The sequence below is a fragment of the Pseudomonas sp. SCT genome, from assembly GCF_003864275.1.
Classification (GTDB): Bacteria; Pseudomonadota; Gammaproteobacteria; order Pseudomonadales; family Pseudomonadaceae; genus Stutzerimonas; species Stutzerimonas stutzeri_AE.
Genome location: NZ_BDJA01000002.1, coordinates 181,672 through 207,270 on the forward strand (window position 1 = coordinate 181,672; position 25,599 = coordinate 207,270).

23 protein-coding genes and 1 tRNA gene are annotated in these 25,599 nt (G+C 62.3%); 11 read left to right on the forward strand and 13 right to left on the reverse strand.

Annotated features, from left to right (window positions below):
- Window positions 1-45 precede the first annotated feature (45 nt).
- The 3 genes from BHD08_RS05230 (at window position 46) to BHD08_RS05240 (ending at window position 2,905) form a co-directional block, all read left to right on the forward strand.
- Window positions 46-945 (forward strand): prenyltransferase, encoded by a 900-nt coding sequence (locus BHD08_RS05230; RefSeq protein ID WP_125021069.1) that lies wholly within the window; start codon window positions 46-48, stop codon window positions 943-945.
- A gap of 100 nt (window positions 946-1,045) precedes the next feature.
- Entirely contained in the window at window positions 1,046-2,257 is a 1,212-nt protein-coding gene (locus BHD08_RS05235; protein WP_015276107.1) for an MFS transporter, read from the forward strand.
- A gap of 456 nt (window positions 2,258-2,713) precedes the next feature.
- Complete coding sequence (locus BHD08_RS05240; RefSeq protein ID WP_003298204.1) at window positions 2,714-2,905, forward strand: hypothetical protein; 192 nt, start codon at window positions 2,714-2,716, stop codon at window positions 2,903-2,905.
- A 27-nt stretch (window positions 2,906-2,932) separates the two neighbouring features.
- On the opposite strand, the gene rlmF is transcribed toward BHD08_RS05240, so the two are convergent.
- The 9 genes from rlmF to BHD08_RS05285 all read right to left on the reverse strand — a co-directional run bounded on the left by rlmF (window position 2,933) and on the right by BHD08_RS05285 (window position 14,610).
- Entirely contained in the window at window positions 2,933-3,925 is a 993-nt protein-coding gene (gene rlmF, locus BHD08_RS05245) for a 23S rRNA (adenine(1618)-N(6))-methyltransferase RlmF (RefSeq protein WP_015276109.1), read from the reverse strand.
- Window positions 3,926-3,994: 69 nt separating this feature from the next.
- Complete coding sequence (locus BHD08_RS05250; protein WP_015276110.1) at window positions 3,995-5,164, reverse strand: YbfB/YjiJ family MFS transporter; 1,170 nt, start codon at window positions 5,162-5,164, stop codon at window positions 3,995-3,997.
- Between the two features lie 109 nt (window positions 5,165-5,273).
- On the reverse strand, window positions 5,274-7,100 hold the full coding sequence (locus tag BHD08_RS05255) for an SLC13 family permease (protein ID WP_125021070.1): 1,827 nt from the start codon (window positions 7,098-7,100) through the stop codon (window positions 5,274-5,276).
- Window positions 7,101-7,106: 6 nt separating this feature from the next.
- Window positions 7,107-7,403: a helix-turn-helix domain-containing protein gene (locus tag BHD08_RS05260; protein ID WP_015276112.1), complete on the reverse strand. Its 297-nt coding sequence runs from the start codon at window positions 7,401-7,403 to the stop codon at window positions 7,107-7,109.
- A 64-nt stretch (window positions 7,404-7,467) separates the two neighbouring features.
- Complete coding sequence (gene nhaD, locus BHD08_RS05265) at window positions 7,468-8,850, reverse strand: sodium:proton antiporter NhaD (protein WP_015276113.1); 1,383 nt, start codon at window positions 8,848-8,850, stop codon at window positions 7,468-7,470.
- A gap of 367 nt (window positions 8,851-9,217) precedes the next feature.
- A complete protein-coding gene (locus BHD08_RS05270; RefSeq protein WP_125021071.1) occupies window positions 9,218-12,052 on the reverse strand; it encodes a valine--tRNA ligase in 2,835 nt (944 codons plus the stop codon).
- Window positions 12,053-12,177: 125 nt separating this feature from the next.
- On the reverse strand, window positions 12,178-12,558 hold the full coding sequence (locus BHD08_RS05275) for a hypothetical protein (protein WP_015276115.1): 381 nt from the start codon (window positions 12,556-12,558) through the stop codon (window positions 12,178-12,180).
- 71 nt (window positions 12,559-12,629) lie between these two features.
- On the reverse strand, window positions 12,630-13,049 hold the full coding sequence (locus BHD08_RS05280) for a DNA polymerase III subunit chi (protein ID WP_015276116.1): 420 nt from the start codon (window positions 13,047-13,049) through the stop codon (window positions 12,630-12,632).
- Window positions 13,050-13,122: 73 nt separating this feature from the next.
- Entirely contained in the window at window positions 13,123-14,610 is a 1,488-nt protein-coding gene (locus tag BHD08_RS05285; RefSeq protein WP_125021072.1) for a leucyl aminopeptidase, read from the reverse strand.
- Window positions 14,611-14,876: 266 nt separating this feature from the next.
- Here BHD08_RS05285 and lptF point away from each other — a divergent pair, with 266 nt between their 5' ends.
- Both lptF and lptG read left to right on the forward strand, forming a co-directional pair.
- A complete protein-coding gene (gene lptF / locus BHD08_RS05290) occupies window positions 14,877-15,998 on the forward strand; it encodes an LPS export ABC transporter permease LptF (RefSeq protein WP_125021073.1) in 1,122 nt (373 codons plus the stop codon).
- Window positions 15,991-17,052, forward strand: coding sequence for an LPS export ABC transporter permease LptG (gene lptG / locus BHD08_RS05295; RefSeq protein ID WP_015276119.1), 1,062 nt, complete (start codon window positions 15,991-15,993; stop codon window positions 17,050-17,052). Before lptF ends, lptG begins: the two co-directional genes overlap by 8 nt.
- A gap of 68 nt (window positions 17,053-17,120) precedes the next feature.
- Here the strand turns inward: lptG and BHD08_RS05300 are convergent, their stop codons facing one another.
- The 3 genes from BHD08_RS05300 to BHD08_RS05310 form a co-directional block, all read right to left on the reverse strand.
- Entirely contained in the window at window positions 17,121-17,618 is a 498-nt protein-coding gene (locus tag BHD08_RS05300) for an RDD family protein (RefSeq protein WP_015276120.1), read from the reverse strand.
- 97 nt (window positions 17,619-17,715) lie between these two features.
- A complete protein-coding gene (locus BHD08_RS05305) occupies window positions 17,716-17,928 on the reverse strand; it encodes a cold-shock protein (protein WP_003298189.1) in 213 nt (70 codons plus the stop codon).
- Window positions 17,929-18,424: 496 nt separating this feature from the next.
- Window positions 18,425-18,511 (reverse strand) — tRNA-Leu (locus BHD08_RS05310).
- Window positions 18,512-18,624: 113 nt separating this feature from the next.
- On the opposite strand from BHD08_RS05310, the gene queA reads away from it, so the two are divergent.
- From queA to BHD08_RS05340, 6 genes are all read left to right on the forward strand, one after another.
- Window positions 18,625-19,674, forward strand: a complete 1,050-nt coding sequence (queA, locus tag BHD08_RS05315; RefSeq protein WP_125021074.1) for a tRNA preQ1(34) S-adenosylmethionine ribosyltransferase-isomerase QueA — start codon at window positions 18,625-18,627, stop codon at window positions 19,672-19,674.
- Between the two features lie 14 nt (window positions 19,675-19,688).
- Window positions 19,689-20,804 carry a tRNA guanosine(34) transglycosylase Tgt gene (tgt, locus tag BHD08_RS05320; protein ID WP_085990607.1) on the forward strand — a complete coding sequence of 372 codons (1,116 nt, stop codon included), beginning with the start codon at window positions 19,689-19,691 and terminating at the stop codon, window positions 20,802-20,804.
- 42 nt (window positions 20,805-20,846) lie between these two features.
- Window positions 20,847-21,176: a preprotein translocase subunit YajC gene (gene yajC, locus BHD08_RS05325; RefSeq protein WP_003296020.1), complete on the forward strand. Its 330-nt coding sequence runs from the start codon at window positions 20,847-20,849 to the stop codon at window positions 21,174-21,176.
- A gap of 64 nt (window positions 21,177-21,240) precedes the next feature.
- The gene (gene secD, locus BHD08_RS05330) at window positions 21,241-23,109 is read left to right on the forward strand and encodes a protein translocase subunit SecD (RefSeq protein ID WP_125021075.1); all 1,869 of its coding nucleotides are present in this window, start codon (window positions 21,241-21,243) and stop codon (window positions 23,107-23,109) included.
- A 12-nt stretch (window positions 23,110-23,121) separates the two neighbouring features.
- Window positions 23,122-24,033 (forward strand): protein translocase subunit SecF, encoded by a 912-nt coding sequence (secF, locus tag BHD08_RS05335; protein ID WP_015276124.1) that lies wholly within the window; start codon window positions 23,122-23,124, stop codon window positions 24,031-24,033.
- Between the two features lie 77 nt (window positions 24,034-24,110).
- On the forward strand, window positions 24,111-24,644 hold the full coding sequence (locus tag BHD08_RS05340) for a glycine zipper 2TM domain-containing protein (RefSeq protein ID WP_015276125.1): 534 nt from the start codon (window positions 24,111-24,113) through the stop codon (window positions 24,642-24,644).
- 58 nt (window positions 24,645-24,702) lie between these two features.
- On the opposite strand, the gene suhB is transcribed toward BHD08_RS05340, so the two are convergent.
- Window positions 24,703-25,518, reverse strand: a complete 816-nt coding sequence (suhB, locus tag BHD08_RS05345; protein WP_015276126.1) for an inositol-phosphate phosphatase — start codon at window positions 25,516-25,518, stop codon at window positions 24,703-24,705.
- Between the last annotated feature and the right edge of the window lie 81 nt (window positions 25,519-25,599).

Sequence of the window (25,599 nt, forward strand, 5' to 3'; positions counted from 1 at the left end):
GTTGGGGTTAGCCTGCCGTACACCAGACGATAGCGGGAGGCGTAGATGAGCGGAACCTTGGACTGGCTGGGTGTGGCGCGCGGTCGTTTCCTGCTGCTGACGCTGAGCTGCGTGGCGCTCGGGCTGGCCTTGGCAGCGCGCGGGAGCGCGGAAGCGATGTCCTACAGTGATGCACTGCTGGTGATGCTCGGCGCCCTGGCCGCCCATGTGGCAGTCAATGCGCTCAACGAATGGGGTGATTACCGCAGTGGGCTGGACCTGCAGACCCGCCGCACGGCATTCAGCGGTGGCAGCGGTACCTTGGTGACCCATCCGCATCTGCTGGGTCGCACATTGCTGCTCGGTCTCGGCAGCCTGCTGACCTGCGCGCTGATCGGCCTGTTCTTCCTGCTGCGCCAGCCGCAGCTGTTGCTCAGTCTGGCGCCGATCGGTCTGGCGGGGCTGCTCCTGGTGCTGCTTTACACGCCCTGGCTGACCCGCCATCCCTGGTTGTGCCTGTTCGCGCCGGGCCTGGGATTCGCGCTCATGGTGCTGGGTACACGCATCGTTCTGGGCGGGGCGCCGGATCTCGGCGATCTGTGGTTGATCCTGACGCCCTTGCTGCTCTGCAATAACCTGCTTTTGCTCGGCCAGTTTCCGGACATTGATGCCGACCGCGCTGTCGGCCGGCGTACCCTGCCGATGCATATCGGCTGCGCCAACGCCGTGCGCGTGGCGCTTGTGCAGTGGCTGCTGGCCTACGGCGTGCTTCTGGCTGTGCTGGCACAGCCCGGTCTGGTTGGTGGCGCACTCGGTCTGTTGACCTTGCCGCTGGCCCTGCGCGCCGCATGGTTGCTGCGTCGCGAACCGCTGCAGGCGCAACGCCTGCTGCCGGCATTGGGACTGAACGCTGCGGTCAGCGTAGCGACGCCGTTGTTGATGGCCGTAGGGTTGATGGCGCTTTAGCGTTCCGCGAGAGCGGAGGGCACCCGATCGGACACATGGGGTGACGAAAGAAAGGCTTAACTGAGTAAACTGGTCGCCTTTTCTTCGAGGAATGACACCCATGACCGCTGCATGGCGCAACTCTGCCTGGATTCTCGCTGGTGGCTCGCTGATCCTTGCGATATCCCTTGGCGTGCGCCACGGCTTCGGTCTGTTCCTGCCGCCTATGAGTGCCGAGTTCGGCTGGGGCCGTGAGGTGTTCGCTTTCGCCATTGCGATACAGAACCTGATCTGGGGGCTGGTGCAACCGGTGACCGGCGCGTTGGCAGATCGCTTCGGCGTGGCCCGTGCGGTGCTGATCGGCGGCATTCTCTACGCCGTGGGCCTGGCGTTGATGGCGCTTTCCGATTCGCCGGCGACCCTGACACTCAGTGCTGGCCTGCTGATCGGGCTGGGACTTTCGGGCACTTCGTTCTCGGTGATCCTCGGTGCAGTGGGGCGGGCGGTGCCGCCGGAGAAGCGCAGCATGGCGATGGGCATCGCCAGTGCCGCCGGCTCCTTCGGCCAGTTCATCATGCTGCCGGGCAGCCTCGGCCTGATTGAATGGCTGGGCTGGTCGTCGGCACTGCTGGCGCTGGGCTTGCTGGTCGCGCTGATCGTGCCGCTTGCCGGGATGATGCGCAGCCCGGCGCAGGCGCCCGCGGCACCCGGCACGCAGCAGTCACTGGGCGAGGCGCTACGCGAGGCAGCCGGGCATTCCGGGTTCCGTCTGCTGGCGCTGGGCTTCTTCGTCTGCGGCTTCCAGGTGGTCTTCATCGGTCTGCACCTGCCGGCCTATCTGGTCGATAAGCACCTGCCGGCGCAGGTCGGCACCACGGTGCTGGCACTGGTCGGGCTGTTCAATGTAGTCGGCACCTACACCGCCGGTTGGCTGGGCAGCTGCTATTCGAAACCGAAGCTGCTGGCCGGGCTGTACCTGATTCGCGGTGTGGTGATCAGTATCTTCCTGCTGGCACCATTGAGTGTCTGGAGCGCCTATGCCTTCGGTATCGCCATGGGCTTGCTCTGGCTGTCTACGGTGCCGCTGACCAACGGCACCGTGGCGACCATGTTCGGCGTGCGCAACCTGTCGATGCTCGGCGGCATCGCCTTTCTCTTCCATCAGCTGGGCTCGTTCTTCGGCGGCTGGCTTGGCGGCTGGCTGTACGACCGCACTGGCAGCTACGACCTGGTCTGGCAGATCGCAATCGCGCTGAGCCTGATGGCAGCGGTGCTCAACTGGCCGATCCGTGAGCAGCCAGTCGAGCGACTGCGCGAGGCGCAGGTTAACTGATGAAGCCGCTCTGGCTTGGTATTGCCGGCGCGGCGCTGCTGGGTCTGCTGGCACTTGCCTGGTGGGGCTGGCAGCGCGGCGGCCTGGCGCTTTTGCAGATGGGCCTTGGCACCTGCTGAAGCCGATTCTTCCGCGACCTCCAGATTCCTTCTTTTTAGCGTGACCGGCTTGTCTGGTCGCGCCGCTAGCGGTTACCGCTGCGATGCCCACGTCTGTAGCCGGCGAACAGCGACGAACGTGACGGAATCAATTCGAAATTCGTTGCTCCAAAGCGAAGCGGCGTAGAAGAAGTTAAGAACAAATCGCTGGTTCTTAGCAGCACGCTATCGGCTTTTGTGCGTGTACGCCTGTGAACAAGCGGCAGCCTGGGAGTCCTGTTCTACGGCTCGGCTGTCGCATAACCGTCATCAACAGTTGGTAAATACCTGCGGCACGCAGTCAATGGAGCAACAAGCAATGTCCACCCTTACCGAACTCGCCCAACAAATCGCCAAGCTCTATCCGTTGAAGGACAAGCGTGTAGGCAAGCGTTATCGCGTGGTAGGCGAGCTGGCCGGGATGACGGAACTGGAAGAGATCAACGGCGAACCGCGCTATATCCAGACCATGGCGCTGAAGAACAAGCAGCTCTGGGACGTGGCGGTCTAACGCCCTCCGTTGGCGCCTGCCTGAATCTCACCCTTTCGGCCAGCGCTCGGCGCGCCAGGTCGCCTGCTCAGCTTCGGTCAGAAACGTCCAGGCAACGAAGCGGCTCTTCTTCTGCCCCTGCGCCATGTCCAAGGTATGCACCTGGCGGGCACCGAGGCGTTTCAGCCGTGCCTCCAGCGGCGCCACGTTGGCGCCCTTCGATACCAATGTGCTGAACCAGTAGACCTGTCCGGCGAACAGGGCGCTTTCCTCCGCCATGCGCGCGACAAAGGCCGCTTCGCCACCCTCGCACCAGAGCTCTGCCGCCTGACCGCCGAAGTTGAGCGCGGGCAGCTTGCGGCTGGGGTCGAGCTTGCCCAGGTTGCGCCACTTGCGCTGGCTGCCACTGCTGGCTTCGGCTTGCGAAGCATGGAAGGGCGGATTGCACAGCGTCAGGTCGAACCGATCCTCCGGCAACACCATGCCCTTGAAGATGTGCTTCGGCGCTGCCTGCTGCCTCAATTCGATGGCCTTGGCGAGGCCGTTGGCCGAGACGATGGTGTGCGCCGAGGCCAGAGCCGTAGCGTCGATATCACTGCCGGTGAAGCGCCAGCCGTATTCCCGGTGGCCGATCAGCGGGTAGATGCAGTTGGCGCCGGTGCCGATGTCCAGCGCGTGAATGGCGGTGCCGCGGGGAATGGCGCTGGCATCGTTCTGCGCGAGCAGATCGGCCAGTCCGTGCAGGTAATCAGCGCGCCCTGGCACCGGCGGGCACAGGTAGCCAGGCGGAATGTCCCAGTGCTGGATTCCGTAGAACTGCCTGAGCAGCGCGCGATTGAACACCCGCACCGCATCCGGATTGGCGAAGTCGATGCTCTGCTTGCCGTAGGGGTTGATGATCACATGCTCGGCGAGCTCAGGGCAGCCGGCGATCAGCGCGGGGAAGTCGTAGCGGCCGGTGTGGCGGTTGCGTGGATGCAGCACCGCCTTGGCTTCGGCGCGGGCAGGCTGCGGGGTTGGGCTCGGGGATTTGCGCGGCATTTGATCGGCGGAGGTTGGCGGCTGGGGCGGGCATTGTCCCACAACCGCTGCTGACGGATAGGCTTGATGCTAGCGCCGACGCGGCACCATCAGCATCCAGAACAGCCCCCAGAGCAGCGCCCCCGCGCCGAGCCAGAAGGCACTGTGCAGGCTGCCGCCCATCCCCATCCAGATACTGGTCAGCCAGGGTGCGGCGAGTTGGGTCAGGCCGTAGAGTGCGATCAGCGCCGCCGACAGCCGCGGTCCTTGATGTGGATGCAGTGTCCGCGCCAGACGCTGGGTCAGCAGCACGGTGCCGAGAAAGGTGCCGCCGACCAGTACCGCACAGAGCAGGATGCCGACCGCGCCCGGCAGCAGCAGCGCGGCCAGCACGCCGAGCAGCTGGGTGAGATAGCTCAGGCGCAAGGCGATGTCGTCACCCATGCGCACGCCGAGACGATTCCACAGCCAGGGCGATGGCAGGGTCGCCAGCGCTACCACCAGCCAGCTACCACCGATCAGGAAGTCACCGGGCTCCACCTGCAGGCGCGCGACCATCGGCAGAAACGTCATCGGCAGGATGTAGCCCATCCCGGCACCGGCGTAAGAAAGAAACAGTGGTGTGCTGGAGCGATCGAGCAGCTTGCCGCTGGGTGGCTCCGCGGAAGGATGAGCCTTTTCCTCGTCAGGCACGTCCAGCCGCGACAGCTGGCGCCAGCCCCACCAGGCCAGCGGTATCGACAGCAGCGCCGCCGGCCACCAGCGCTCGGCACCGAGCAGATACCCATCGCTCAGGCTGACCAGCAGGCTGGAGAGAATCAGGCCGACGCAGACGCCGAGATAGACCAGGCCGCTGGAGGACACGCGCTGCTGGCGTGCCAGCCATTCGAGGATCAGCGAGGGCGCCTGGACGAACACCAGGCCGTTGCTGATGCCGTTGGCCAGGCGCAAGGCAGCCAGCGCATCGGCGGATTCGGCCTGGGTCTGCAGCAGGCTGCTCAACACGTGCAGCCCTAGCGCCCAGGGCAGGGTGCGGCGGATCTGCGCGACGCGATGCCAGCGCACCGCGAGCAGCGCGCCGATCAGATAGCCGAGGTAGTTCCAGCTGGCGATGCTGGCGCCTTCCTGCACGCTGAGCAAGCCGTCCTCCACCAGCCAGGGCAGCAGCGGGGTATAGACGAAGCGGCCAAGGCCGTGGACGACCAACAATAGGACGGCACCGGCCAGCAGGACCGGAAACAGGGCGACACGCTGAGGCATGGAATCTGTTCTTTTTAGAATGAGAGCTGGAGCTTAACGGCTGGACCTTACCGCCGCCATGCCACTTTTCGACAGCGGCAGACGAGCCGGCGATCCGCTGCCAGCTAGATCAAAGCGGGAACAGCAGCGGAACCAGCGCCACGGAAACCGCCATCACCAACAGTGTGAAGGGCACACCGATGCGTACGAAATCAGCGAAACGGTATTGTCCTGGGCCGAGTACCAGGGTGTTCACCGGCGAGGAAATCGGTGTCATGAACGCGGCCGAGGCGGCCAGGGCGACGATCATGGCGAACGGGTAGGGCGAGGCGCCCAGCTGTTCGGCGGTGGAAAGCGCGACGGGCGCCATCAGCACGGCCGTCGCCGTATTGGAGATGAACAGGCCGATCAGCGCGGTGAGCAGGAACAGGCAGGCAAGCAGGGCATGCGGGCCGGCGTCGCCGAGCAGGCCGACCAGCCCGGAGGTAGCCAGGGCGATGCCGCCGGTCTTCTGCAGCGCCAGCGCGAACGGCAGCATGCCGACGATCAGTATCAGGCTTTGCCAGTGGATCGCCTTGTAGGCGCTGTCCATGTCGATACAGCGGAACAGGCCCATGACCAGGCAACCGATCAGCGCGGCAAGCACATTGGGCACCACGCCGCTGACCATCAGCACGATCATCACCGCCAACCCGAGCAGTGCGAAGGGGGCCTGGTTGGCGGCCGGAGCGACGTCGTCCACTTCCGCCGGCAGGCTCAACACCAGGAAATCGCGGCTCAGCCCCTGCAGCCGGTGGATGTGCTTCCAGCTGCCGGCGACCAGCAGGGTGTCGGCCGGCTTGAGCTTCTCATCCACCAGCAGCCCTTGCAGCGCCTCGCGGTTGCGCCTCAGGCCGACAACGTTGAGCTTGTGGCGGCTGCGAAACCCGAGCTGCTGGATGGTCTTGCCCGGCAGGCGCGAATCCGGCGGCAGTGCGACCTCCGCCAGGCCCAGCTCGCGTGCATGGTCGGCGTAGTAGGACGTGCTGAGCTGCAACGGTTCCAGGCCGAGTTCCTGGTAGGCGCCGAGCAGGCCGATGGCCGGGCTGGCGAGATCGACCAGCAGCACATCACCGACAAACAGTTCGGTGTTGCCGGTGGCCATCAGTAGCAGGTTGCGCAGGCGCTCGTGGCGCTCCACGGCGATCACGTTGATGCCGTATTGGCTGCGTAGTTGCAGCGCATCGAGTGCCTGGTTGGCCAGGACCGACCCCGGCAAGATCCGCAGGCGCCGCTCGCGTTCGTCGAGCCGGTAGCTCTGCGCAAGGTCGGCCAGGGTATGCCGTGGCTCCAGCGTTTCGCTGTGCTTGTCGGTGCCTAACCATCGACGTGCAACGAGCATGTATCCGATGCCCAGCAGCAGAATGGCCAGGCCGATCGGGGTGAAATCAAAGAAGGCAAAGCCCTCAAGGCCGGCGCGACGCAGCTCGCTGTTGACCACAAGGTTTGGCGGCGTCGCCACCAGGGTCAGCATGCCGCTGATCAGCCCGGCAAATGCCAGCGGCATCATCAACCGCCGCGGCGATACCTTCATGCGATTGGCGATGCCGAGCACTACGGGGATGAATATCGCCACCACGCCGGTGGAACTCATAACCGAGCCGAGCCCGGCGACCGCCAGCATCAGCAGGATCAGCAGGCGGGTTTCACTGCTGCCAGCGGCGCGCATCAGCCAGTCGCCCAGGCGATAGGCGATGCCGGTACGCACCAGGCCGTCGCCGATGACGAACAGTGTGGCGATCAGCACCACGCTCGGATCACTGAAGCCGGCGAGAGACTCCTGCACGCTGAGCACGCCGGTGAGGGGCAGGGCGACCATTGCCAGCACGGCTACCACATCCATGCGTGGCTTGTTCAGCGCGAACAGACCAATGCAGCCCGCCAGCAGCGCGAGAACCAGCAGCAGATCGGTGTTCATGGACGATCAGGGATAATCAAGGACGGATTTGATGTGCTTCAGGTTTCGCTCGATCCAGCCTTTGTCGATCGCGCCCCAGTTGCGGATGGCATAGTGGCCGGCGTTATGCCGCTCACCATCGTCCTGCTCGAACGTGCAATCGATGTCCAGGTCCGCGAGCGCGGCAAGGGTGTCCTGGGCGGTGCGGCGCGGCATGCCGGTGGCTTCCATCAGCGTCGGAACGCTGGTGGCGCTGCCGCTGTCGATCAGCCAGGCGACGTAGAGTCGACGGTAGAAACTGGTTTTGGTCTTGCTGACGGTCATGCGTGGTCCCTGGCCAGGTCGTTGATGGCGCCTTTCGGCGGCAACGACCTGGCAGGGCGATGGCTCAGCGCAGGGCGAGCATGCCGATGTAGGTCGCGGCGCCCGCAGTGTAACCGAGGAAGGCCAGCAGGCTGACGCGCTTGATGTACCAGGTGAAGCTGATCTTCTCCATGCCCATGGCGGCGACGCCTGCGGCAGAACCAATGATCAGCGTGCTACCGCCGGTACCGGCGCATAAGGCGAGCATTTCCCAAAAGTTGCCGTCGACGACGAACTGCGACAACCAGCTGGTCTCCTCGGGGCTGGATGCAGCCAGTACGGCAGGGCTAACCAACGGATACATCTTCATCGCACCTGCCACCAGCGGCACGTTGTCGACCACCGCCGAGAGCAGACCAATGGCGTAGGTGATCGGGTAGATGTGGCCGAGCGATTCGCGCAGGGCGGTCGCGACCTGAGTCAGATGGCCGGCGGTAGCGAGGCTGGAAACGGCCAGCAGGATGCCAAGGAAGAACAGCACGCTGGGGGTGTCCACCTTGCGCAGAACGCCTACCACCGAAAGCGGGTGCTTGTCTTCGGCATTCTTGTTGCGGTGGATGAACTCGGTGGTCACCCAGAGCACACCGAGGCCGAAGAGGATGCCCATGTACGGCGGCAGGTGGGTCACGGTCTTGAATACCGGCACGAACAGCAGGGCAGCGAGGCCAAGACCGAGTACCAGATTGCGTTCGAATACCGTGGTGGTCGGCGGGTGTTTCTCGGCCAGGTGAGCACGGGCGCGCGGGCGTGGTGCCTCGCCGCGCAGACGAAAGCTGAGGATGATCAGCGGTACTAACAGGCACACCAGGCTTGGCAGGAACAGGCCGGTAATCACTCCGGAAGCGCTGATCTGGCTACCGATCCAGAGCATGGTGGTGGTCACGTCACCGATCGGCGACCAGGCACCTCCGGCGTTAGCGGCGATCACCACGACACCGACGAACAACCAGCGCTCGGGACGGCCGCGGATCAGCTTGCGCAGCAGGGAGACCATGACGATGGTGGTGGTCAGGTTATCCAGCGCTGCAGAGAGGAAGAAGGTCAGGAAACCGATGATCCACAGCAGGTGCACGCGCTTGCGTGTCTGGATGCGGTCGGTGATTACTTTGAACCCTTCATGGGAGTCGATCAGCTCGACGATAGTCATCGCCCCGAGCAGGAAGAAGAGGATCTCCGAGACTTCTCCCAAATGATGACGCAGCGATTCAACCACCACCGCCGAGGAGTCCGCCGGGTCATGGCTGCCAGGTTGCAGCAGCGGAAGAATCTGGTCGGCGCCCAGCACCAGAATGGTCCAGGTCAACACCGCGGTGAGGATCGCCGCGGCAGCCTTGTCTATTTTCAGTGGATGTTCAAAGGCTATGCATAGATAGCCTATGACGAACACGACAGCCATTAGCGCATACATCGGAGGGACTCCATCTTGAGGAACCTTGCCGGGCATGCGGGCGTGGCGACGCAGCCTCAGCGGCTGGCAGGGGAACGATACGCTAGCGAGGTGAAACAATTCGGGGCGGTGGACTGCCCTGGGAGACGGTTGCGCGTTCGGCGAAATACATGGGGCATTGCGCTTCGCAGCAGGGGACTCATTTCACATCGTCGAGCTGTTCGTCTTGGCTTTAACGGCCTGCCAGTTTGTAAAGGGGTGTTTCATGTGCGGCATAGTGTATCAGCGTTACCGGTAATAACTTGTCATCAATCAAGATGACCTTCTTAAGCAAAAAGGCCAGCACCTTTCGGGCTGGCCTTCTCGTTTAACGCTTTCGAGTGGTTGATCAGAGCGTTGCGATACGGTCGCGCTGCTCCTGCAACCGGGCTTTGGCCTGTTCGGCCTCGGCCAGTTTGGCGCGTTCCTTGTCGATCACCTCGGCCGGTGCCTTGTCGACGAAGCCGGCGTTGGACAGCTTGCCGCCGACGCGCTTGACCTCGCCGTCCAGACGCGCGATCTCCTTGTCCAGGCGTGCCAGTTCGGCGTCCTTGTCGATCAGGCCGGCCATCGGCACCAGCACCTGCATGTCGCCGACCAGAGCGATCGCCGACAGCGGCGCTTCCTCGCCGGCGCCGAGCAGGCGCACGCTTTCCAGCTTGGCCAGCTTCTTCAGCAGCGGCTCGTTGTCGGCCAGACGGCGCTGGTCCTCGGCCGAGGCATTGCCCAGCACCACGTCGATGCGCTTGGCCATGGAGATGTTCATCTCGCCGCGGATCTGGCGGATGCCCAGCATGAAGGCCTTGACCCACTCGATATCGCCTTCGGCCGCTTCATCGATGCGCTCGGGGTTGAACTCCGGCCAGGGCTGCAGCATCAGCGTCGGACCGGATTTGCCGGCCAGCGGCGCGACGCGCTGCCAGATTTCCTCGGTGATGAACGGCATGAACGGATGTGCCAGGCGCAGCGCGGTTTCCAGCACGCGCACCAGGGTGCGGCGGGTGCCGCGCTGGCGTTCGGCGCTGGCGGTTTCGTCCCACAGCAGCGGTTTGACCAACTCCAGATACCAGGCGCAGTACTCGTCCCAGATGAATTCGTAGAGCGCCTGAGCAGCCAGATCGAAGCGGAAGGCTTCCAGCTGGCGGGTCACTTCGGCTTCGGTACGCTGCAGTGCGGAAATGATCCAGCGGTCCACCGAGGACAGCTCCACCGGCTCATCATTGGCGCCGGTGTCCTTGCCTTCGGTGTTCTCGAAGACGAAGTTGGCGGCGTTCCAGATCTTGTTGCAGAAGTTGCGGTAACCCTCGACGCGGCCCATGTCGAACTTGATGTCGCGGCCGGTGGAGGCCAGCGAGCAGAAGGTGAAACGCAGGGCGTCGGTGCCGTAGCTGGCGATGCCTTCGGGAAATTCGGCGCGGGTCTGCTTGGCGATCTTCTCGGCCAGCTTGGGCTGCATCATGCCGCTGGTGCGCTTGGTCAGCAGTTCATCAAGGGTGATGCCGTCGACGATGTCCAGCGGGTCGAGCACGTTGCCCTTGGACTTGGACATCTTCTGCCCCTGGCCATCGCGCACCAGACCGTGCACATAGACGGTCTTGAACGGGATCTGCCCGGTCAGGTGGGTGGACAGCATGATCATCCGGGCGACCCAGAAGAAAATGATGTCGAAGCCGGTGACCAGCACGTCGGTTGGGTGGAAGGTCTTGAGGAAATCGGTCTGCTGCGGCCAGCCGAGGGTGGAGAAGGTCCACAGGCCGGAGCTGAACCAGGTGTCCAGCACGTCCTCGTCCTGACGCAGCTCGACGTTGTTGCAGAGGTTGTACTTGCTGCGCACTTCCACTTCATCGCGGCCAACGTAGACGTTGCCGGCTTCGTCGTACCAGGCTGGAATGCGGTGGCCCCACCAGAGCTGACGGCTGATGCACCAGTCCTGGATATCGCGCATCCAGCTGAAGTACATGTTCTCGTACTGCTTGGGTACGAATTCGATCTCACCGCTCTCCACCGCAGCGATGGCTTTTTCGGCCAGCGGCTTGGTTGAGACGTACCACTGGTCGGTCAGCCAGGGCTCGATGATGGTGCCTGAGCGATCACCGCGCGGCACTTTCAGCGCATGGTCGTCGATCTTTTCCAAGAGGCTCATGGCTTCGAACTCGGCGACGATGGCCTTGCGCGCATCGAAACGGTCCATGTGCGCGTAGCCGTCTGGCAGGCTGCCGTCGAGCTTGTCGTTCACCGAACCATCGATGTTGAATACCTGGGCGCGGGCCAGGACGCAGGCGTTCTGGTCGAAGATGTTGATCAGCGGCAGATGATGGCGCTTGCCGACTTCGTAGTCGTTGAAGTCATGCGCCGGGGTGATCTTCACGCAGCCGGTACCGAATTCGAGGTCGACATAGTCATCGGCGACGATGGGGATCAGGCGGTTGACCAGCGGCAGCATGACGTGGCGGCCGATCAGACTCTTGTAGCGCTCGTCTTCAGGGTGCACTGCAATGGCGGCGTCACCGAGCATGGTTTCCGGGCGGGTAGTGGCGACCACCAGATAATCCAGGCCGTCAGCGGTCTTGCAGCCGTCCGCCAGCGGGTAGCGCAGGTGCCAGAGGTAACCCTTCTCGTCGTGGTTCTCCACTTCCAGGTCGGAAATGGCGGTGTGCAGCTTGGTATCCCAGTTGACCAGACGCTTGCCGCGGTAGATCAGGCCGTCCTCGTGCAGACGGACGAAGGCTTCCTTGACCGCTTCGGAGAGGCCATCGTCCATGGTGAAGCGCTCGCGCGACCAGTCCACCGAGGAGCCCAGGCGACGGATCTGCCGGGTGATGGTGCCGCCGGATTCTTCCTTCCACTGCCAGACCTTCTCGAGAAACTTCTCGCGTCCAAGGTCATGACGCGAAACGCCCTGCGCGCCGAGCTGGCGCTCGACGACCATCTGCGTGGCGATACCCGCGTGGTCGGTGCCAGGCTGCCACAGGGTGTTGCGGCCCTGCATGCGGCGCCAGCGGATCAGTGCATCCATGATCGCGTTGTTGAAGCCGTGGCCCATGTGCAGGCTGCCGGTTACGTTCGGCGGCGGGATCATGATGGTGTAGGGCTCGCCGGAACCTTTCGGGGCGAAATAGTTGTTCGATTCCCAGGTCTGGTACCAGGAAGTCTCGATGGCGTGCGGCTGGTAGGTCTTGTCCATGCGGCGGGACCCTTAAAACGGCTGGTCGGAAAAACGCGCAAGTATAAAGGCAAACGGCCGCGAGGTTTTGCGGCCGTGCGGGATTAACTGCGGATTAGCGCGGAGAACGCGCGGTTGGCGACGCTTCAGGGGCGCGGTGTACGAACCAGGCGCTCGAGGCGTGTTTCCAGGCGGCGTTTGAGCTCGGCTTCGATCTGCGGCACGAAGTCGTCGATGACTTCCTGCAGGATCAGGTTAGCGGCTGTGCGTAGCTCGTGATCGACATGTCTCTCGGCCAAGGAGCGGAACGCACTGCGGACACTGGTTTCCCTTGGCTCATCGTCGCTGGCGCCGCCGGCGGCTACGGCCGGTGCGGGCTCGACGATGTCGGACAGCAGCGGGATGCTGTCCGGATCAAGCGTGGCGCTGTTCGGCGGTTCGTCAGGAAAATCGTCACCGAGCAGGGCACGAATGGACTCTAGATCGCTCAGCAGCTCGGCGGGTTTGTTCGGGGCTTTCGGTGTCATCTCAGAGGTTCCGGAGGCTGCAGCATCCCGGCTGCTGCCAGGGGTTGTCCCTTGCTGTCGTATGGAGGGTTCTAAAGCTCGACCCGTTGCGGATCATAGCCCTGACGGCGATACAGGCGGAAATTCTCCCGGCAGGCGGTCAGCAGCTGCGGCTCCTGATTGACGATCTCGATGATCCGGCTGAACTGGTCAAGGTGCGATGAAAGCGTCGACGCCAGGTTGATCAGCAGCCCCTGGGCGAACGGCGGCGCCTGGTCGATACCGATGACCACAGGGGTCTGAGGCTCATCGGCATCCTGCTCGTGGGGAATGAAGCGCTCGGCGCGGAAGCTCCAGAGCAGCTCGTCCAGCTGGTTGGACTGCGCTTCGTCTACGCAACGGATGAAGACCTGCATACCATGCTGCCAGCCCTTGGCGGCCAGCTGACAGGCCGCCCGCAGGCGGCCGAGTGGGCTGTCGTCCGGCAGTACGTAGAACTCGACCCGGGTCATGAACGTGCTCCGCTCGAGCCGGCCGGCGTGAGGCGGCTCCGGCCCGAGGGTGCGTGCGCGGCGGCCGGCATCGTCAGCTGGCCCGATCCAGCAGGTATTGGGTCAGCAGCGGCACCGGACGGCCAGTGGCGCCTTTTTCCTTGCCGCCGCTGGTCCAGGCCGTGCCGGCAATGTCCAGATGCGCCCAGGCGTATTTCTTGGTGAAGCGTGAGAGGAAACAGGCCGCGGTGATGGTGCCAGCCTTGGGTCCACCGATGTTGGCGATGTCGGCGAAGGGGCTGTCCAGCTGCTCCTGATACTCATCGAACAGCGGCAGCTGCCAGGCGCGATCAGCGGCGCTTTCGCCTGCCAGCAGCAGCTGCTGCACCAGTTCGTCATTATTGCCCAGCAGCCCCGAGGTGTTGCTGCCCAGTGCGACGATACAGGCGCCGGTCAGGGTGGCCACGTCGATCACGGCGCGCGGCTCGAAGCGCTCGGCATAGGTGAGGGTGTCGCACAGCACCAGACGGCCTTCGGCGTCGGTGTTGAGAATCTCCACGGTCTGGCCGCTCATAGTGGTGACGATGTCACCTGGGCGGGTGGCGCCGCCGCTGGGCATGTTCTCGGCGCAGGCCAGCAAGCAGACCAGGTTGATCGGCAGCTGCAGCTCCAGCACCGCCTTGAGCGTGCCAAGTACGCTGGCGGCGCCGCCCATGTCGTACTTCATTTCGTCCATGCCCTGGCCCGGCTTGAGGCTGATGCCGCCGGTGTCGAAGGTGATGCCTTTGCCCACCAGCGCGTAGGGCTTGTCGCCTTTCTTGCCGCCGTTGTACTGCATGACGATGATGCAGCCGGGCTGATCGCTACCCTGAGACACGGCAAGGAATGCACCGGCGCCCAGGTCCCGCAGCTTCTTCTCATCCAGCACGTCGACCTTCAGGCCCTTGTAAGCCTTGCTCAGCTGCTTGGCCTGCTCGGCGATGTAGGTCGGGTGGCAGACATTCGGCGGTAGATTGCCAAGGTCGCGGGTGAAGGCCATGCCGCTGGCGATCGCCGCTGCCTCGCGCGCGGCGCGCTCCAGCGCCGGCTGTTCGGCCTTGTCGCAGAGCAGGATGATCTTCTGCAGCGCACGCGGTTCGGCTTTCTTGCTCTTGAAGCTGTCGAACACGTACTGGCCGTCGGCGACGATCTCCACCAGCAGGCGAGTGCGCGCGTAGCTGTCGCGGCCCTTGACCTGCACGTCCTGCATGGCGAAAGCCGCGTCGCCGCCGCCGAGGTTCTTGATCACCGCCAATGCCGCGTTGACCACCTTGCGCCATTGACGACTGTCGAGGTCGTCCGCCTTGCCGATGCCGACCAGCAATACGCGTTCGGCCTTGAGTCCTGGCAGGCTGTGCAGCAGCAGTGTCTGCCCCGACTTGCCCTGAATGTCACCACGCTTGAGCGCGGCACTGAGCGCGCCGCCGCTGGCGCTGTCCACGCTCTGCGCGACGCTGCCGAGGACGCAATCCTCGCCCAGCGGCAGAATCAGGGTGGCGGTCTTCTGGGTGGAGGCTTTGGCGCTTTTGACAACAAATTCCATGACGTGGTGTCCCCAAGACAAAGAGTCGGGTTTGCAGGATAATGCCGGGCTTATTTTTCCGGTGGTTCGCCTGTACGGTCGTTGCTAACGACTGCGCTAGGCTAGAAACGTTGCAATCGACCGTGCTTCGGCGATTGCCTCGGCGCGGCGATCCGCGTCCGGTCGGTGTGCCATTACCTATTTCCATCGGTCTGCTGCGGCGGGCCGGCAACTGGCGGCTAGTTTGAGCGTTGCCGCCAGAGCCTGACAACCCTGGAGTGTCTGGTTTGATCGTCTTTCGTTACCTGTCCCGAGAGCTGCTGGTCACCATGAGCGCGGTCAGCGCCGTGCTGCTGGTGATCATCATGAGCGGCCGCTTCATCAAGTATCTGGCGCAGGCTGCGCAGGGGGTGCTCGATCCCGGCGTGCTGTTGCTGATCATGGGCTTTCGTCTGCCCGGCTTCCTTCAACTGATCCTTCCTCTTGGGCTGTTTCTCGGCATTCTGCTGGCCTACGGCCGCCTCTACCTTGAAAGCGAGATGACCGTGCTGTCGGCAACCGGTATGAGCCAGCGCCGCTTGCTGGCCTACAGCATGGCGCCGGCCGCGCTGGTTGCGGCAATGGTGGGTTGGCTGAGCCTGGGTCTGGCGCCGCAAGGTATCGCCGAGGTGGATCGCATCCTCAATCAGCAGGATTCGCTGACCGAGTTCGACACGCTGGTCCCGGGGCGCTTCCAGACGCTGCGTGGGGGCTCGCGCGTGACCTACACCCGCGAGCTCTCGGCTGACCGCAGTGAGCTGGGCGGGGTGTTCATTTCCGAAACCAACGTATCGCGCCAGACCGGCAAGGAAAGCGGGCTGTCGGTGTTGGTTGCCGAAAGCGGCCGGCAGGAGATCCAGCCTGACGGCAGTCGCTACCTGATTCTGGAAAACGGTTATCGCTACGACGGCAATCCGGGGCAGGCCGACTATCGTGCGATCCAATACGACACCTACGGTGTGCTGCTTCCCAAGCCTGAGGTGAGCATGGAGCTGAGCGAGCGCGAGGCCATGCCGACCCGCGAGCTGCTGGGAAGCGATAACGTGCGCCATCAGACCGAGTTGCAGTGGCGGCTATCTCTGCCACTGTTGGTGTTCGTGGTCACGGTGCTGGCTGTGCCGCTGGCGAAGGTCAACCCTCGGCAGGGACGCTTCCTCAAGCTGCTGCCGGCCATCCTGCTTTACATGACCTATCTCGCACTGTTGATCGCTGTACGTGGCGCGCTGGACAAGGGACGTCTGCCAATGACGTTGGGGCTGTGGTGGGTGCATGGACTGTTCCTGGCGATCGGTCTGCTGATGCTGTTCTGGGAGCCGATCCGGCTGCGGATGAGCAAGCGCCGGATGCAGCGGGAGGTGGCCCATGGTTAAGCTCGATCGCTACATCGGTATTCATGTCTTTCTCGCGATTCTGACCGTCCTCGGCATCATCGTCGGGTTGGCGCTGCTGTTCGCTTTCATTGATGAGCTGGGTGATGTCCAGGGCGGCTATGGCCTGGGCGACGCCCTGCAGTACGTGCTGCTTACCTCGCCGCGTCGGCTGTATGAAATGCTGCCGATGGCTGCCCTGATCGGATGCCTTATCGGTCTCGGTACCCTGGCCAGCAGCAGTGAGCTGACCATCATGCGCGCCGCCGGCGTCTCGTTGGGTCGTATCGTGATGGCGGTGATGAAGCCGATGCTGGTGCTGCTCGTCGCAGGCATCCTGATTGGCGAGTATGTCGCACCCGCCACCGAGGATATCGCCCAGGCACGACGTTCCCTGGCGCAAGGCGCGGGCGAGGCGCAGAGCAGCAAGCGCGGGTTGTGGCATCGGCAGGAAAACGAATTCGTGCACGTCAACGCCGTGCAGCCCGGTGGCGTTCTGGTCGGCGTGACGCGCTATCGCTTCGACGATGAACGCCGCCTGCAGGCGTCCAGCTTTGCCCGGCGTGCCACCTATCAGGGGGATCACTGGAAGCTCGAAAATATCTCGACGACGCATTTTCGCGGCGACCACACCGAAGTGCTGCGCGCGCCGGAAGAGCGTTGGGATGTTCAGCTGACCCCTCAGCTGCTTGGCACCGTGGTGATGGAGCCGGAAGCGCTGTCGATCACTGGGTTGTGGCGTTATATCCACTATCTCGGCGAGCAGGGTTTGAACAATGGGCGTTACTGGCTGGCCTTCTGGACAAAGGTCCTGCAGCCGGCAGTGACCGTTGCGCTGGTTCTGCTGGCGATCTCGTTCATCTTCGGGCCACTGCGTTCGGTCACGCTCGGTCAGCGCATCTTCACTGGGGTAGTGGTCGGCTTCGTGTTCCGCATCATCCAGGATCTGCTCGGCCCGGCAAGCCAGGTGTTCGGCTTTTCGCCATTGCTGGCGGTGGTGTTGCCGGCGAGTGTCTGTGCGCTGATCGGTGCCTGGCTGCTGCGTCGGGCGGGCTAGTGGCTGGCCTTCGCTGTATGCTGCTGAAGGCCATGTTTGTGGGCGAAGGATCGCTCGGTTAGCGACGCCTATTTCTTGTGGATGTTCTTCGGCAGCTGGACGGCCTGGCTGTCGGAGTAGATGTCGTGCCAGGTGCGCTTTTGCTTGTCGATCAGCATCCACCAGTAGCCCATGCCCAGGCACAGCAAGGAAACCAGCGCGATCAGGAAGCGCAGCAACGCTTGCCATAGATCGATGGCGCGTCCGTCCGCGTTCTGGATTCGAATGCCCCACACCTGCATGCCCAGTGTCTGGCCGTTGTGTGTCCAGAATTTGGCAAAGAAGCCGAACAGACTGAACAGCAGCAGGGTCGAGAGCAGTGGGTCGATATCCAGGCGACCGGCATCGGCGAGCGTCTGCAGCTGTTCACTGCCATAGATCAGTCGCAGTAGCACCTGCTGGTAGAGCAGGGTGACCACCATCATCAGCGCGATGCACAGCAGGCTGTCATAGAACATCGCTGCCAGTCGGCGCAGCAGGCCGGCGGCGGGGAATTGGCCCTGCGGGCTGAGCAGGTGTCTGCGCATTGCATGTCTCGATCAAAGGAACGGTGGCGCATTCTACGGAATTGCACGCATAAAAAAGCCCCTGATGTTGCCATCAGGGGCTTTTCGGAGAGAAGGCTTAGCCCAGGATCTGAACCTGGTCTGCCTGCATGCCCTTTTGACCTTGCACAGCGACGAAGCTGACTTTCTGGCCTTCTTTCAGGCTCTTGAAGCCGTTGCCTTCGATCGCGCGGAAGTGCACGAACAGATCCGGACCGCTCTCAGGAGTGATGAAACCAAAACCTTTCTCGTCGTTAAACCACTTGACGGTACCGTTCTGACGATTCGACATGTCTTTGTATCCTTGAAACTCAAAAGTAGAATTGCCCCCGCAAAGCAGGAAGCTGGAACTGGTTGCAAGGAGTAAGAGAGTCGAGCGGAGTAGCGGATCTGAAGATCTACTGCACCAGGTCACGATTCAACAGCGACCCATGCAAACACAGTGGGCACACTCTACGATAACTCGCCAGGGAATGCCAACCCCTCGGAGCCATAGAATTTGCCTGTCCAGGCGGCGCCGTTCGGCGCTTTTGAGGTGGGCCTGACCCGCTGTATCCACTAGCGTGGGGAGTCATGCCGCGTGCCGACCGACTCGCTAAGGATGTCAGTCTGCGGGAGAATCGATGTTGCCGTTTTGCTTGCTGTACTGCAGATCCATGCTGAGTGCGAGATGGTTGCGTACTGTCTGATGCTCTTTGAAGCTTCGCTACCGCGAGTAGCCCTCTGTGGCATTCCGGTTTGTCGGCGCCGAGTGGCTTGCAGCGTAGCTGCGTGTAGCGATTCACTGATGGTGCCTCGAGAGAGACTCGAACTCTCACGTTGTTACCAACGGCGGATTTTGAATCCGCTGCGTCTACCGATTCCGCCATCGAGGCACAGTGGGCGCGCAGTATAGGGATGTGAAGTGCGGTGGTCAATCGTTTGGCGTGGTCAGATAGGCGCCTTTCGGATAAGATTTGCGCCCTTTTCCGCGTCCTGAATCCTGTCCATGCAAGTCGCTGATTTTTTCTTCCAGCTGCCCGACGCCCTCATCGCGCGACATCCCCTGGCGGAGCGGCGTGCAAGTCGTCTGCTGGTGCTTGATGGTGAAACCGGCAAGCTTTCGCACCGTCATTTCGCGGATCTGCTGGAGTACGTGCGCCCCGGCGACCTGATGGTATTCAACAATACTCGAGTCATCCCGGCGCGCCTGTTTGGACAGAAGGCTACTGGTGGCAAGCTGGAAATCCTCGTCGAGAGGGTGCTTGGCAGTCGCAGCGTTCTGGCGCACATCCGTTCGAGCAAGTCGCCCAAGGCCGGTTCGCGGATTTTGCTGGATGGCGGCGGAGAGGCAGAAATGGTCGCTCGGCATGATGCCTTGTTCGAGCTGGAATTCGACGAGGATGTCTTGTCGCTGCTCGAGCGTATCGGCCACATGCCTTTGCCTCCTTATATAGATAGGCCTGATGACGCCGAAGATCGCGAGCGTTATCAGACCGTTTACGCTCAGCGTGCGGGGGCTGTGGCAGCACCTACCGCAGGGTTGCACTTCGATGAGGCTTTGCTCGACTCGCTGCGGGAGGCCGGCGTGGAAACCGCCTATGTCACCCTTCACGTTGGCGCCGGAACCTTCCAGCCCGTACGTGTCGAGCGTATCGAAGAGCACCACATGCACCGTGAATGGCTCGAGGTGACGCAAGAGGTGGTCGATGCCGTGGCAGCCTGTCGCGCCCGTGGCGGTAGGGTGATTGCTGTCGGAACCACTAGCGTTCGCTCGCTGGAGACGGCTGCTCGTGACGGCGAACTCAAACCATTCAGTGGCGATACCGATATCTTTATTTATCCGGGCAAGACTTTCCATGTGGTCGATGCGCTGGTGACCAATTTCCACTTGCCCGAATCCACGCTGCTGATGCTGGTTTCCGCTTTTGCCGGTTATCCGGAAACGATGGCGGCCTACGCCGAGGCCGTAGCGCAGCGCTATCGCTTCTTCAGTTACGGTGATGCCATGTTCATCACCCGCAATCCCGCGCCGCGCGGTCCCGAGGAAAGCCAATGACCCGTTCCTGCCATATGTCCTTCGAGCTGCTTGCCACCGACGGCAAGGCGCGTCGCGGGCGTCTGACCTTTCCCCGAGGCACCGTCGAGACGCCGGCGTTCATGCCGGTGGGCACCTACGGCACCGTCAAGGGCATGTTGCCTCGCGACATCGAGGCGATCGGTGCGCAGATCATCCTCGGCAATACCTTCCACCTGTGGCTGCGCCCGGGGACGGAAGTGATCAAGCGTCACGGCGACCTGCACGACTTCATGCAGTGGCAAGGACCGATCCTGACTGATTCCGGCGGCTTCCAGGTGTTCAGTCTCGGGGCGATGCGCAAGATCAAGGAAGAGGGCGTCTACTTTGCCTCCCCGGTCGACGGTGCGAAGGTGTTCATGGGGCCGGAGGAGTCAATGCAGGTCCAGCGTGACCTCGGTTCGGATATCGTGATGATCTTTGACGAATGCACGCCCTATCCGGCTGACGAAGATGTCGCGCGGCGCTCGATGGAGCTGTCGTTGCGCTGGGCTAAGCGCTCGAAAGTTGCCCATGGTGATAGTCCGGCTGCGCTATTCGGCATCGTCCAGGGTGGTATGCACGAGTCGTTGCGTATGCGTTCGCTGGAAGGGTTGTGCGAGATCGGTTTCGATGGCCTGGCCATCGGTGGGCTTTCAGTAGGCGAGCCGAAGGAAGAGATGATTCGCGTGCTGGATTTCCTGCCGCCGCAAATGCCGGCCGAGAAGCCCCGCTATTTGATGGGCGTGGGCAAGCCGGAGGATCTGGTCGAAGGTGTGCGGCGTGGAGTCGACATGTTCGATTGCGTGATGCCGACCCGCAATGCGCGCAATGGTCATCTGTTTACCGATACCGGCGTGATCAAAATTCGTAACGCGGTGCACAAACACGACGATTCGCCACTGGATCCGAGCTGTGATTGTTACACCTGCAAACATTTCTCCCGCGCTTATCTACATCATCTGGATAAATGCGGCGAAATGCTGGGTAGCATGTTGAATACCATACATAACCTGCGACATTACCAGCGGGTTATGGCTGGTTTACGCGACGCCATTCAACAGGGTACATTGGCGGCCTTTGTCGACGCCTTTTATGCCAAGCGCGGTCTGCCAACGCCGCCGCTTGCGTGACGTGCCAGAGCAAAACAATCCTTTCTGCAACAGGAGTGCTACATGAGCTTTCTGATTCCCGCCGCCTATGCCCAGGAGGCTGCCGCTGGTCCTGCTGGTACTGGTTTCGAGTGGGTATTTCTGGTCGGTTTTCTGGTCATCTTCTACCTGATGATCTGGCGCCCCCAGTCCAAGCGTGCCAAGGAACACAAGAACCTGATCGCCGGCCTGCAGAAGGGCGACGAAGTGGTTACCTCTGGCGGTATCGCTGGCAAGGTCACCAAGGTCGCCGATGACTTCGTGGTCATCGAAGTGTCCGACAACGTTGAGCTGAAGTTCCAGAAAGTGGCAATCGCCGCAACGTTGCCCAAAGGCACACTGAAAGCCATCTGAGCTGACTTCATTCAACACCGACGGGGCGCGCAAGGCGCCCCGCGTTCATTAAACGGGCTGCGTCATGCTCAATAGATTCCCTCTCTGGAAATACCTGCTGATTCTGGCAGTGCTCGCGATCGCCTTTTTTTATTCGGCGCCCAATCTCTATCCGGACGATCCGGCGATTCAGGTCACCGGTGCCAGCACGGCGCAGGAAATCGAAACCGAAGATCTCGAGCGCATCAGCAAGGCGCTCGTGGATGGCGGTATCGCTGTCAAGTCTGCAACGCTCGACGAGCAGGGGCGCGGCGGCCTGGTGCGCCTGGAACGGCAAGATGACCAGTTGCCGGCGAAAGACATCGTCCGGCGCACGCTCGGCGACGCCTATGTGGTTGCCCTCAATCTGGCACCTACGACGCCCGACTGGTTGCGCAGTCTAGGTGCGAGCCCGATGAAACTGGGGCTCGACCTTTCCGGTGGTGTGCACTTCCTGTTGGAAGTCGACATGGAAAAGGCTATCGAGACGCGACTTAACGTTTCCGAGGGTGAGGTCAAGAGCCTGCTGCGCAAGGAGCGTGTGCGCTATCGCAGTCTGCCGAATCTGAAAGATGCCGTGCAGCTGGGCTTCGCCGATGAGGCCACGCTTGGTAATGCGCAGTCGCTGATCCGCAAGAACTTCACGGACTTCGAGCTGACCTCCTCCGAGCGCAACGGTCAATTCGTGCTGCGCCTGACGCTGACTGAGGCCAAGCTGGCAGAGATTCGTGAGTACTCGATCAAGCAGAACCTGACCACGGTGCGCAATCGCGTCAACGAACTTGGTGTGGCTGAGCCGCTGGTGCAGCGTCAGGGGGCCAATCGGATCGTAGTCGAGCTGCCGGGCGTTCAGGACACCGCCGAAGCCAAGCGTATCCTCGGCAAGACTGCGAACCTGGAGTTCCGTCTGGCGGCTGACGCCGACGCATCGCGCGCTTCCACCGAGGCGTTCGAGTTCCGCCAGGAAGGTCGTCCGCCGGTCCAGTTGGAGCGTACCTTGATCATCACCGGCGATCAGGTGACCGATGCGCAGGCCAGCTACGACGAGAATGGCCGTCCGCAGGTCAACATCCGTCTCGATGGTCACGGCGGCGATCTGATGAATCGCGCGACGCGCAACAATGTCGGTCGCAGCATGGCTGTGATCTTCATCGAGCAGCGGCCGATGACGCGCTATGTGCGGCAGGCCGTGGATGGTGTCGAGCAGGAAGTTCGCGTCGAAACCTTCCAGGAAGAAAAGAAGATCATCAGTTTGGCGACCATCCAGTCGCCGCTCGGCAGCCAGTTCCGTATCACTGGGCTTGACGGCCAGGGTGAATCGTCCGAACTGGCGCTACTGCTGCGCGCTGGTGGCCTGGCTGCGCCGATGTATTTCGCCGAAGAGCGCACCATTGGTCCAAGCCTGGGAGCCGAGAACATCAAGCTGGGTGTTCAGGCCGCCATGTGGGGCTTCCTTTTCGTCGCCATCTTCATGGTGCTGATCTACAAGTTCTTCGGCGTGCTGGCGACCATCGCGCTGCTCTTCAATATGGTGGTGCTGACCGCCATGATGTCGATGCTCAACGCCACGCTCACCCTGCCGGGTATTGCCGGTATCGTGCTTACCATGGGTATGGCGGTCGACGCCAACGTGCTGATCTTCTCGCGAATTCGTGAGGAAATTGCCAATGGCATGTCGATTCAGCGCGCCATTCATGAAGGTTTCGATCGAGCGTTCTCGGCGATCGTCGACGGCAACCTGACCACCTTGCTGGTGGGCGGCATTCTGTTCGCCATGGGTACCGGCCCGATCAAGGGCTTTGCGGTGACTCTGTCGATCGGCATCCTGACGTCGATGTTTACCGCAATCATCGTGACGCGCGGCATGGTCAACCTGATCTACGGTGGCCGCGATCTCAAGAAGCTGTGGATTTAAGGGGCTAGCACGATGAAACGCGTAATCAATTTCATGGGCGTCCGTCATGTGGCCTTCGCACTTACCGTGCTGCTCACGGTTGCTTCGCTGGCCAGCCTGGTAGTAAAGGGGCTCAATTTCGGCCTGGACTTCACCGGCGGCACGTTGATCGAGCTGGGCTACGAGCGCCCGGTTGAGCTCGAGCAGGTTCGCGGGCAGTTGGTCCAGGCCGGTTTCGCCGATGCGGTGGTTCAGAGCTTCGGGGCGACCACCGATGTGCTGGTGCGCATGCCAGGTGATGACCCGCAGCTTGGGGAGCGTGTCGCCAGTGCGCTGCGTAACGCTGACAGCGGCAATTCGGTGAGCGTAAAGCGCGTCGAGTTCGTCGGGCCGGCGGTGGGCGAGGAGCTGCGCGATCAAGGTGGCCTAGGCATGCTGCTCGCGCTGGGCGGCATCCTGGTTTACGTGGCTTTCCGCTTTCAGTGGAAGTTCGGCCTGGGTGCTGTGCTGTCGCTGTTCCACGATGTGATCCTGGTGCTCGGGGTGTTCTCGTTTTTCCAGATATCGTTCGATCTTACGGTGTTGGCCGCGGTGCTGGCGGTGATCGGCTATTCGCTGAACGACACCATCGTGATCTTTGACCGGATTCGCGAGAACTTCCGCATGCTGCGCAAGGCGGAGCTGCTGGAAAACATCAATATCTCCACCACGCAGACCCTGCTGCGAACCGTGGCGACTTCCGTATCCACCTTGCTCGCCGTAGGCGCGCTGATGGTGTTCGGTGGCGAGAACCTTTGGGGTTTCTCGCTGGCGCTGTTGATCGGCGTCGGCGCGGGCACCTACTCGTCGGTCTACGTGGCAGGCATGTTGCTGGTCTGGCTCAAGCTCACCCGCGATGACCTGATTCCGCCAGTGGTAGAAGAGGAAGTCGACGAGCGCCCCTGATCCTCTCTTGAACTTCCGCAGCCTGGCGAGGTCCAAGGCTGCGGAACGGGCTCAGCCCGAAGGAAGAGGATGTCACTGTGAACAAGTCCATGTTGGTCGGTACGGCACTCGGTGTGGTGGTCGCCACCGCTGGCGGCGCTTTCGCTACTTATACCTTGGTTGATAGAGGGCCGAAGTTCGCCGAGGTGTTGGCGGTCGAGCCAATCAAAGAGACCATCCGAACGCCCCGTGAGGTGTGCAAGGATGTCACGGTGACGAGGCAGAAGCCTGTGCAGGACGAGCATCGCATCGCGGGTACTGCGGTAGGTGCCGTGGTCGGCGGTCTGCTCGGCAATCAGGTCGGCGGCGGCAACGGCAAGAAGATCGCGACCGTCGCCGGTGCGGTCGGCGGGGGCTACGCTGGTAACCAGGTGCAGGGGCGGATGCAGGCCAACAGTACCTATACCACCACCGAAACGCGTTGCAGCACGGTTACCGATACGCACGACAAGGTCGTCGGCTACGACGTCAAGTACGACCTTGATGGAAAGGTTGGTCGTGTACGCATGGATCGCGATCCGGGAAGTCAGATTCCGGTGCAGGACGGTCAACTATTGCTGTCGCAGCAATGATCTGAGCGAAGCTGCAGATGAAAAAAACGCCCCGACGGGGCGTTTTTTTGCGTCAAACTCAGCGCTTGAGTGACGGCGTCAGGTGCGGCTGGATGGCGGTCAGTACGGCCTTGAAGCATTTGGTATTGCCGGCGACGATCTGTCCTTTCTCGAGGAAGTCGTGTCCACCGCTGAAGTCGCTGACCAGGCCGCCTGCTTCCTGAATCAGCAGGGCGCCTGCCGCCATGTCCCATTCGGAGAGGCCAAACTCCCAGAACGCATCGAAGCGGCCAGCGGCGACATAAGCAAGGTCCAGGCTCGCGGCGCCGGCACGGCGCAGGCCGGACGTCTGGCCGACCAGGCTGCGGAACATGTTCAGGTAGGCGTCCAGGTTGTCCATGTCGCCGTCCTTGAACGGAAAGCCGGTGCCGAGCAGGGCGCCGTCCAGGCTTTTGCGTGCGCTGACTCGCAGGCGGCGACCGTTTACTGCTGCGCCGCGACCGCGGCTTGCGGTGAACTCTTCCTGGCGGACAGGATCCAGAACGACGGCGTGTTCCAGGCGACCGCGGTATTTGCACGCAATGCTGACAGCATAGTGTGGAATGCCGCGGACGAAGTTGGTGGTGCCGTCCAGTGGGTCGATGATCCACAGGTAATCGGTGCCGTCACCGGATCCTTCGAGCAGCCCGCCTTCCTCGCCGAGGATGCCGTGATTCGGGTAAGCCTTGCGCAGAGCGGCAACGATGCTTTGCTCGGCGGCCTTGTCGATCTCGGTGACGTAGTCCTTTGCTTCTTTCTCGTTGACCGAGATTGCATCCAGGCGATCGGTGGAGCGGACAATCAGTTCGCCGGCGCTGCGGGCGGCGCGCAGCGCGATATTCAGCATGGGCTGCATGGATCAATTACCTGGTCGTTAAAGAAAGCGCGAAATTCTATCAGGAAAGCGTCAGCGCATGTAGCGTCACCGGTGCTGTCA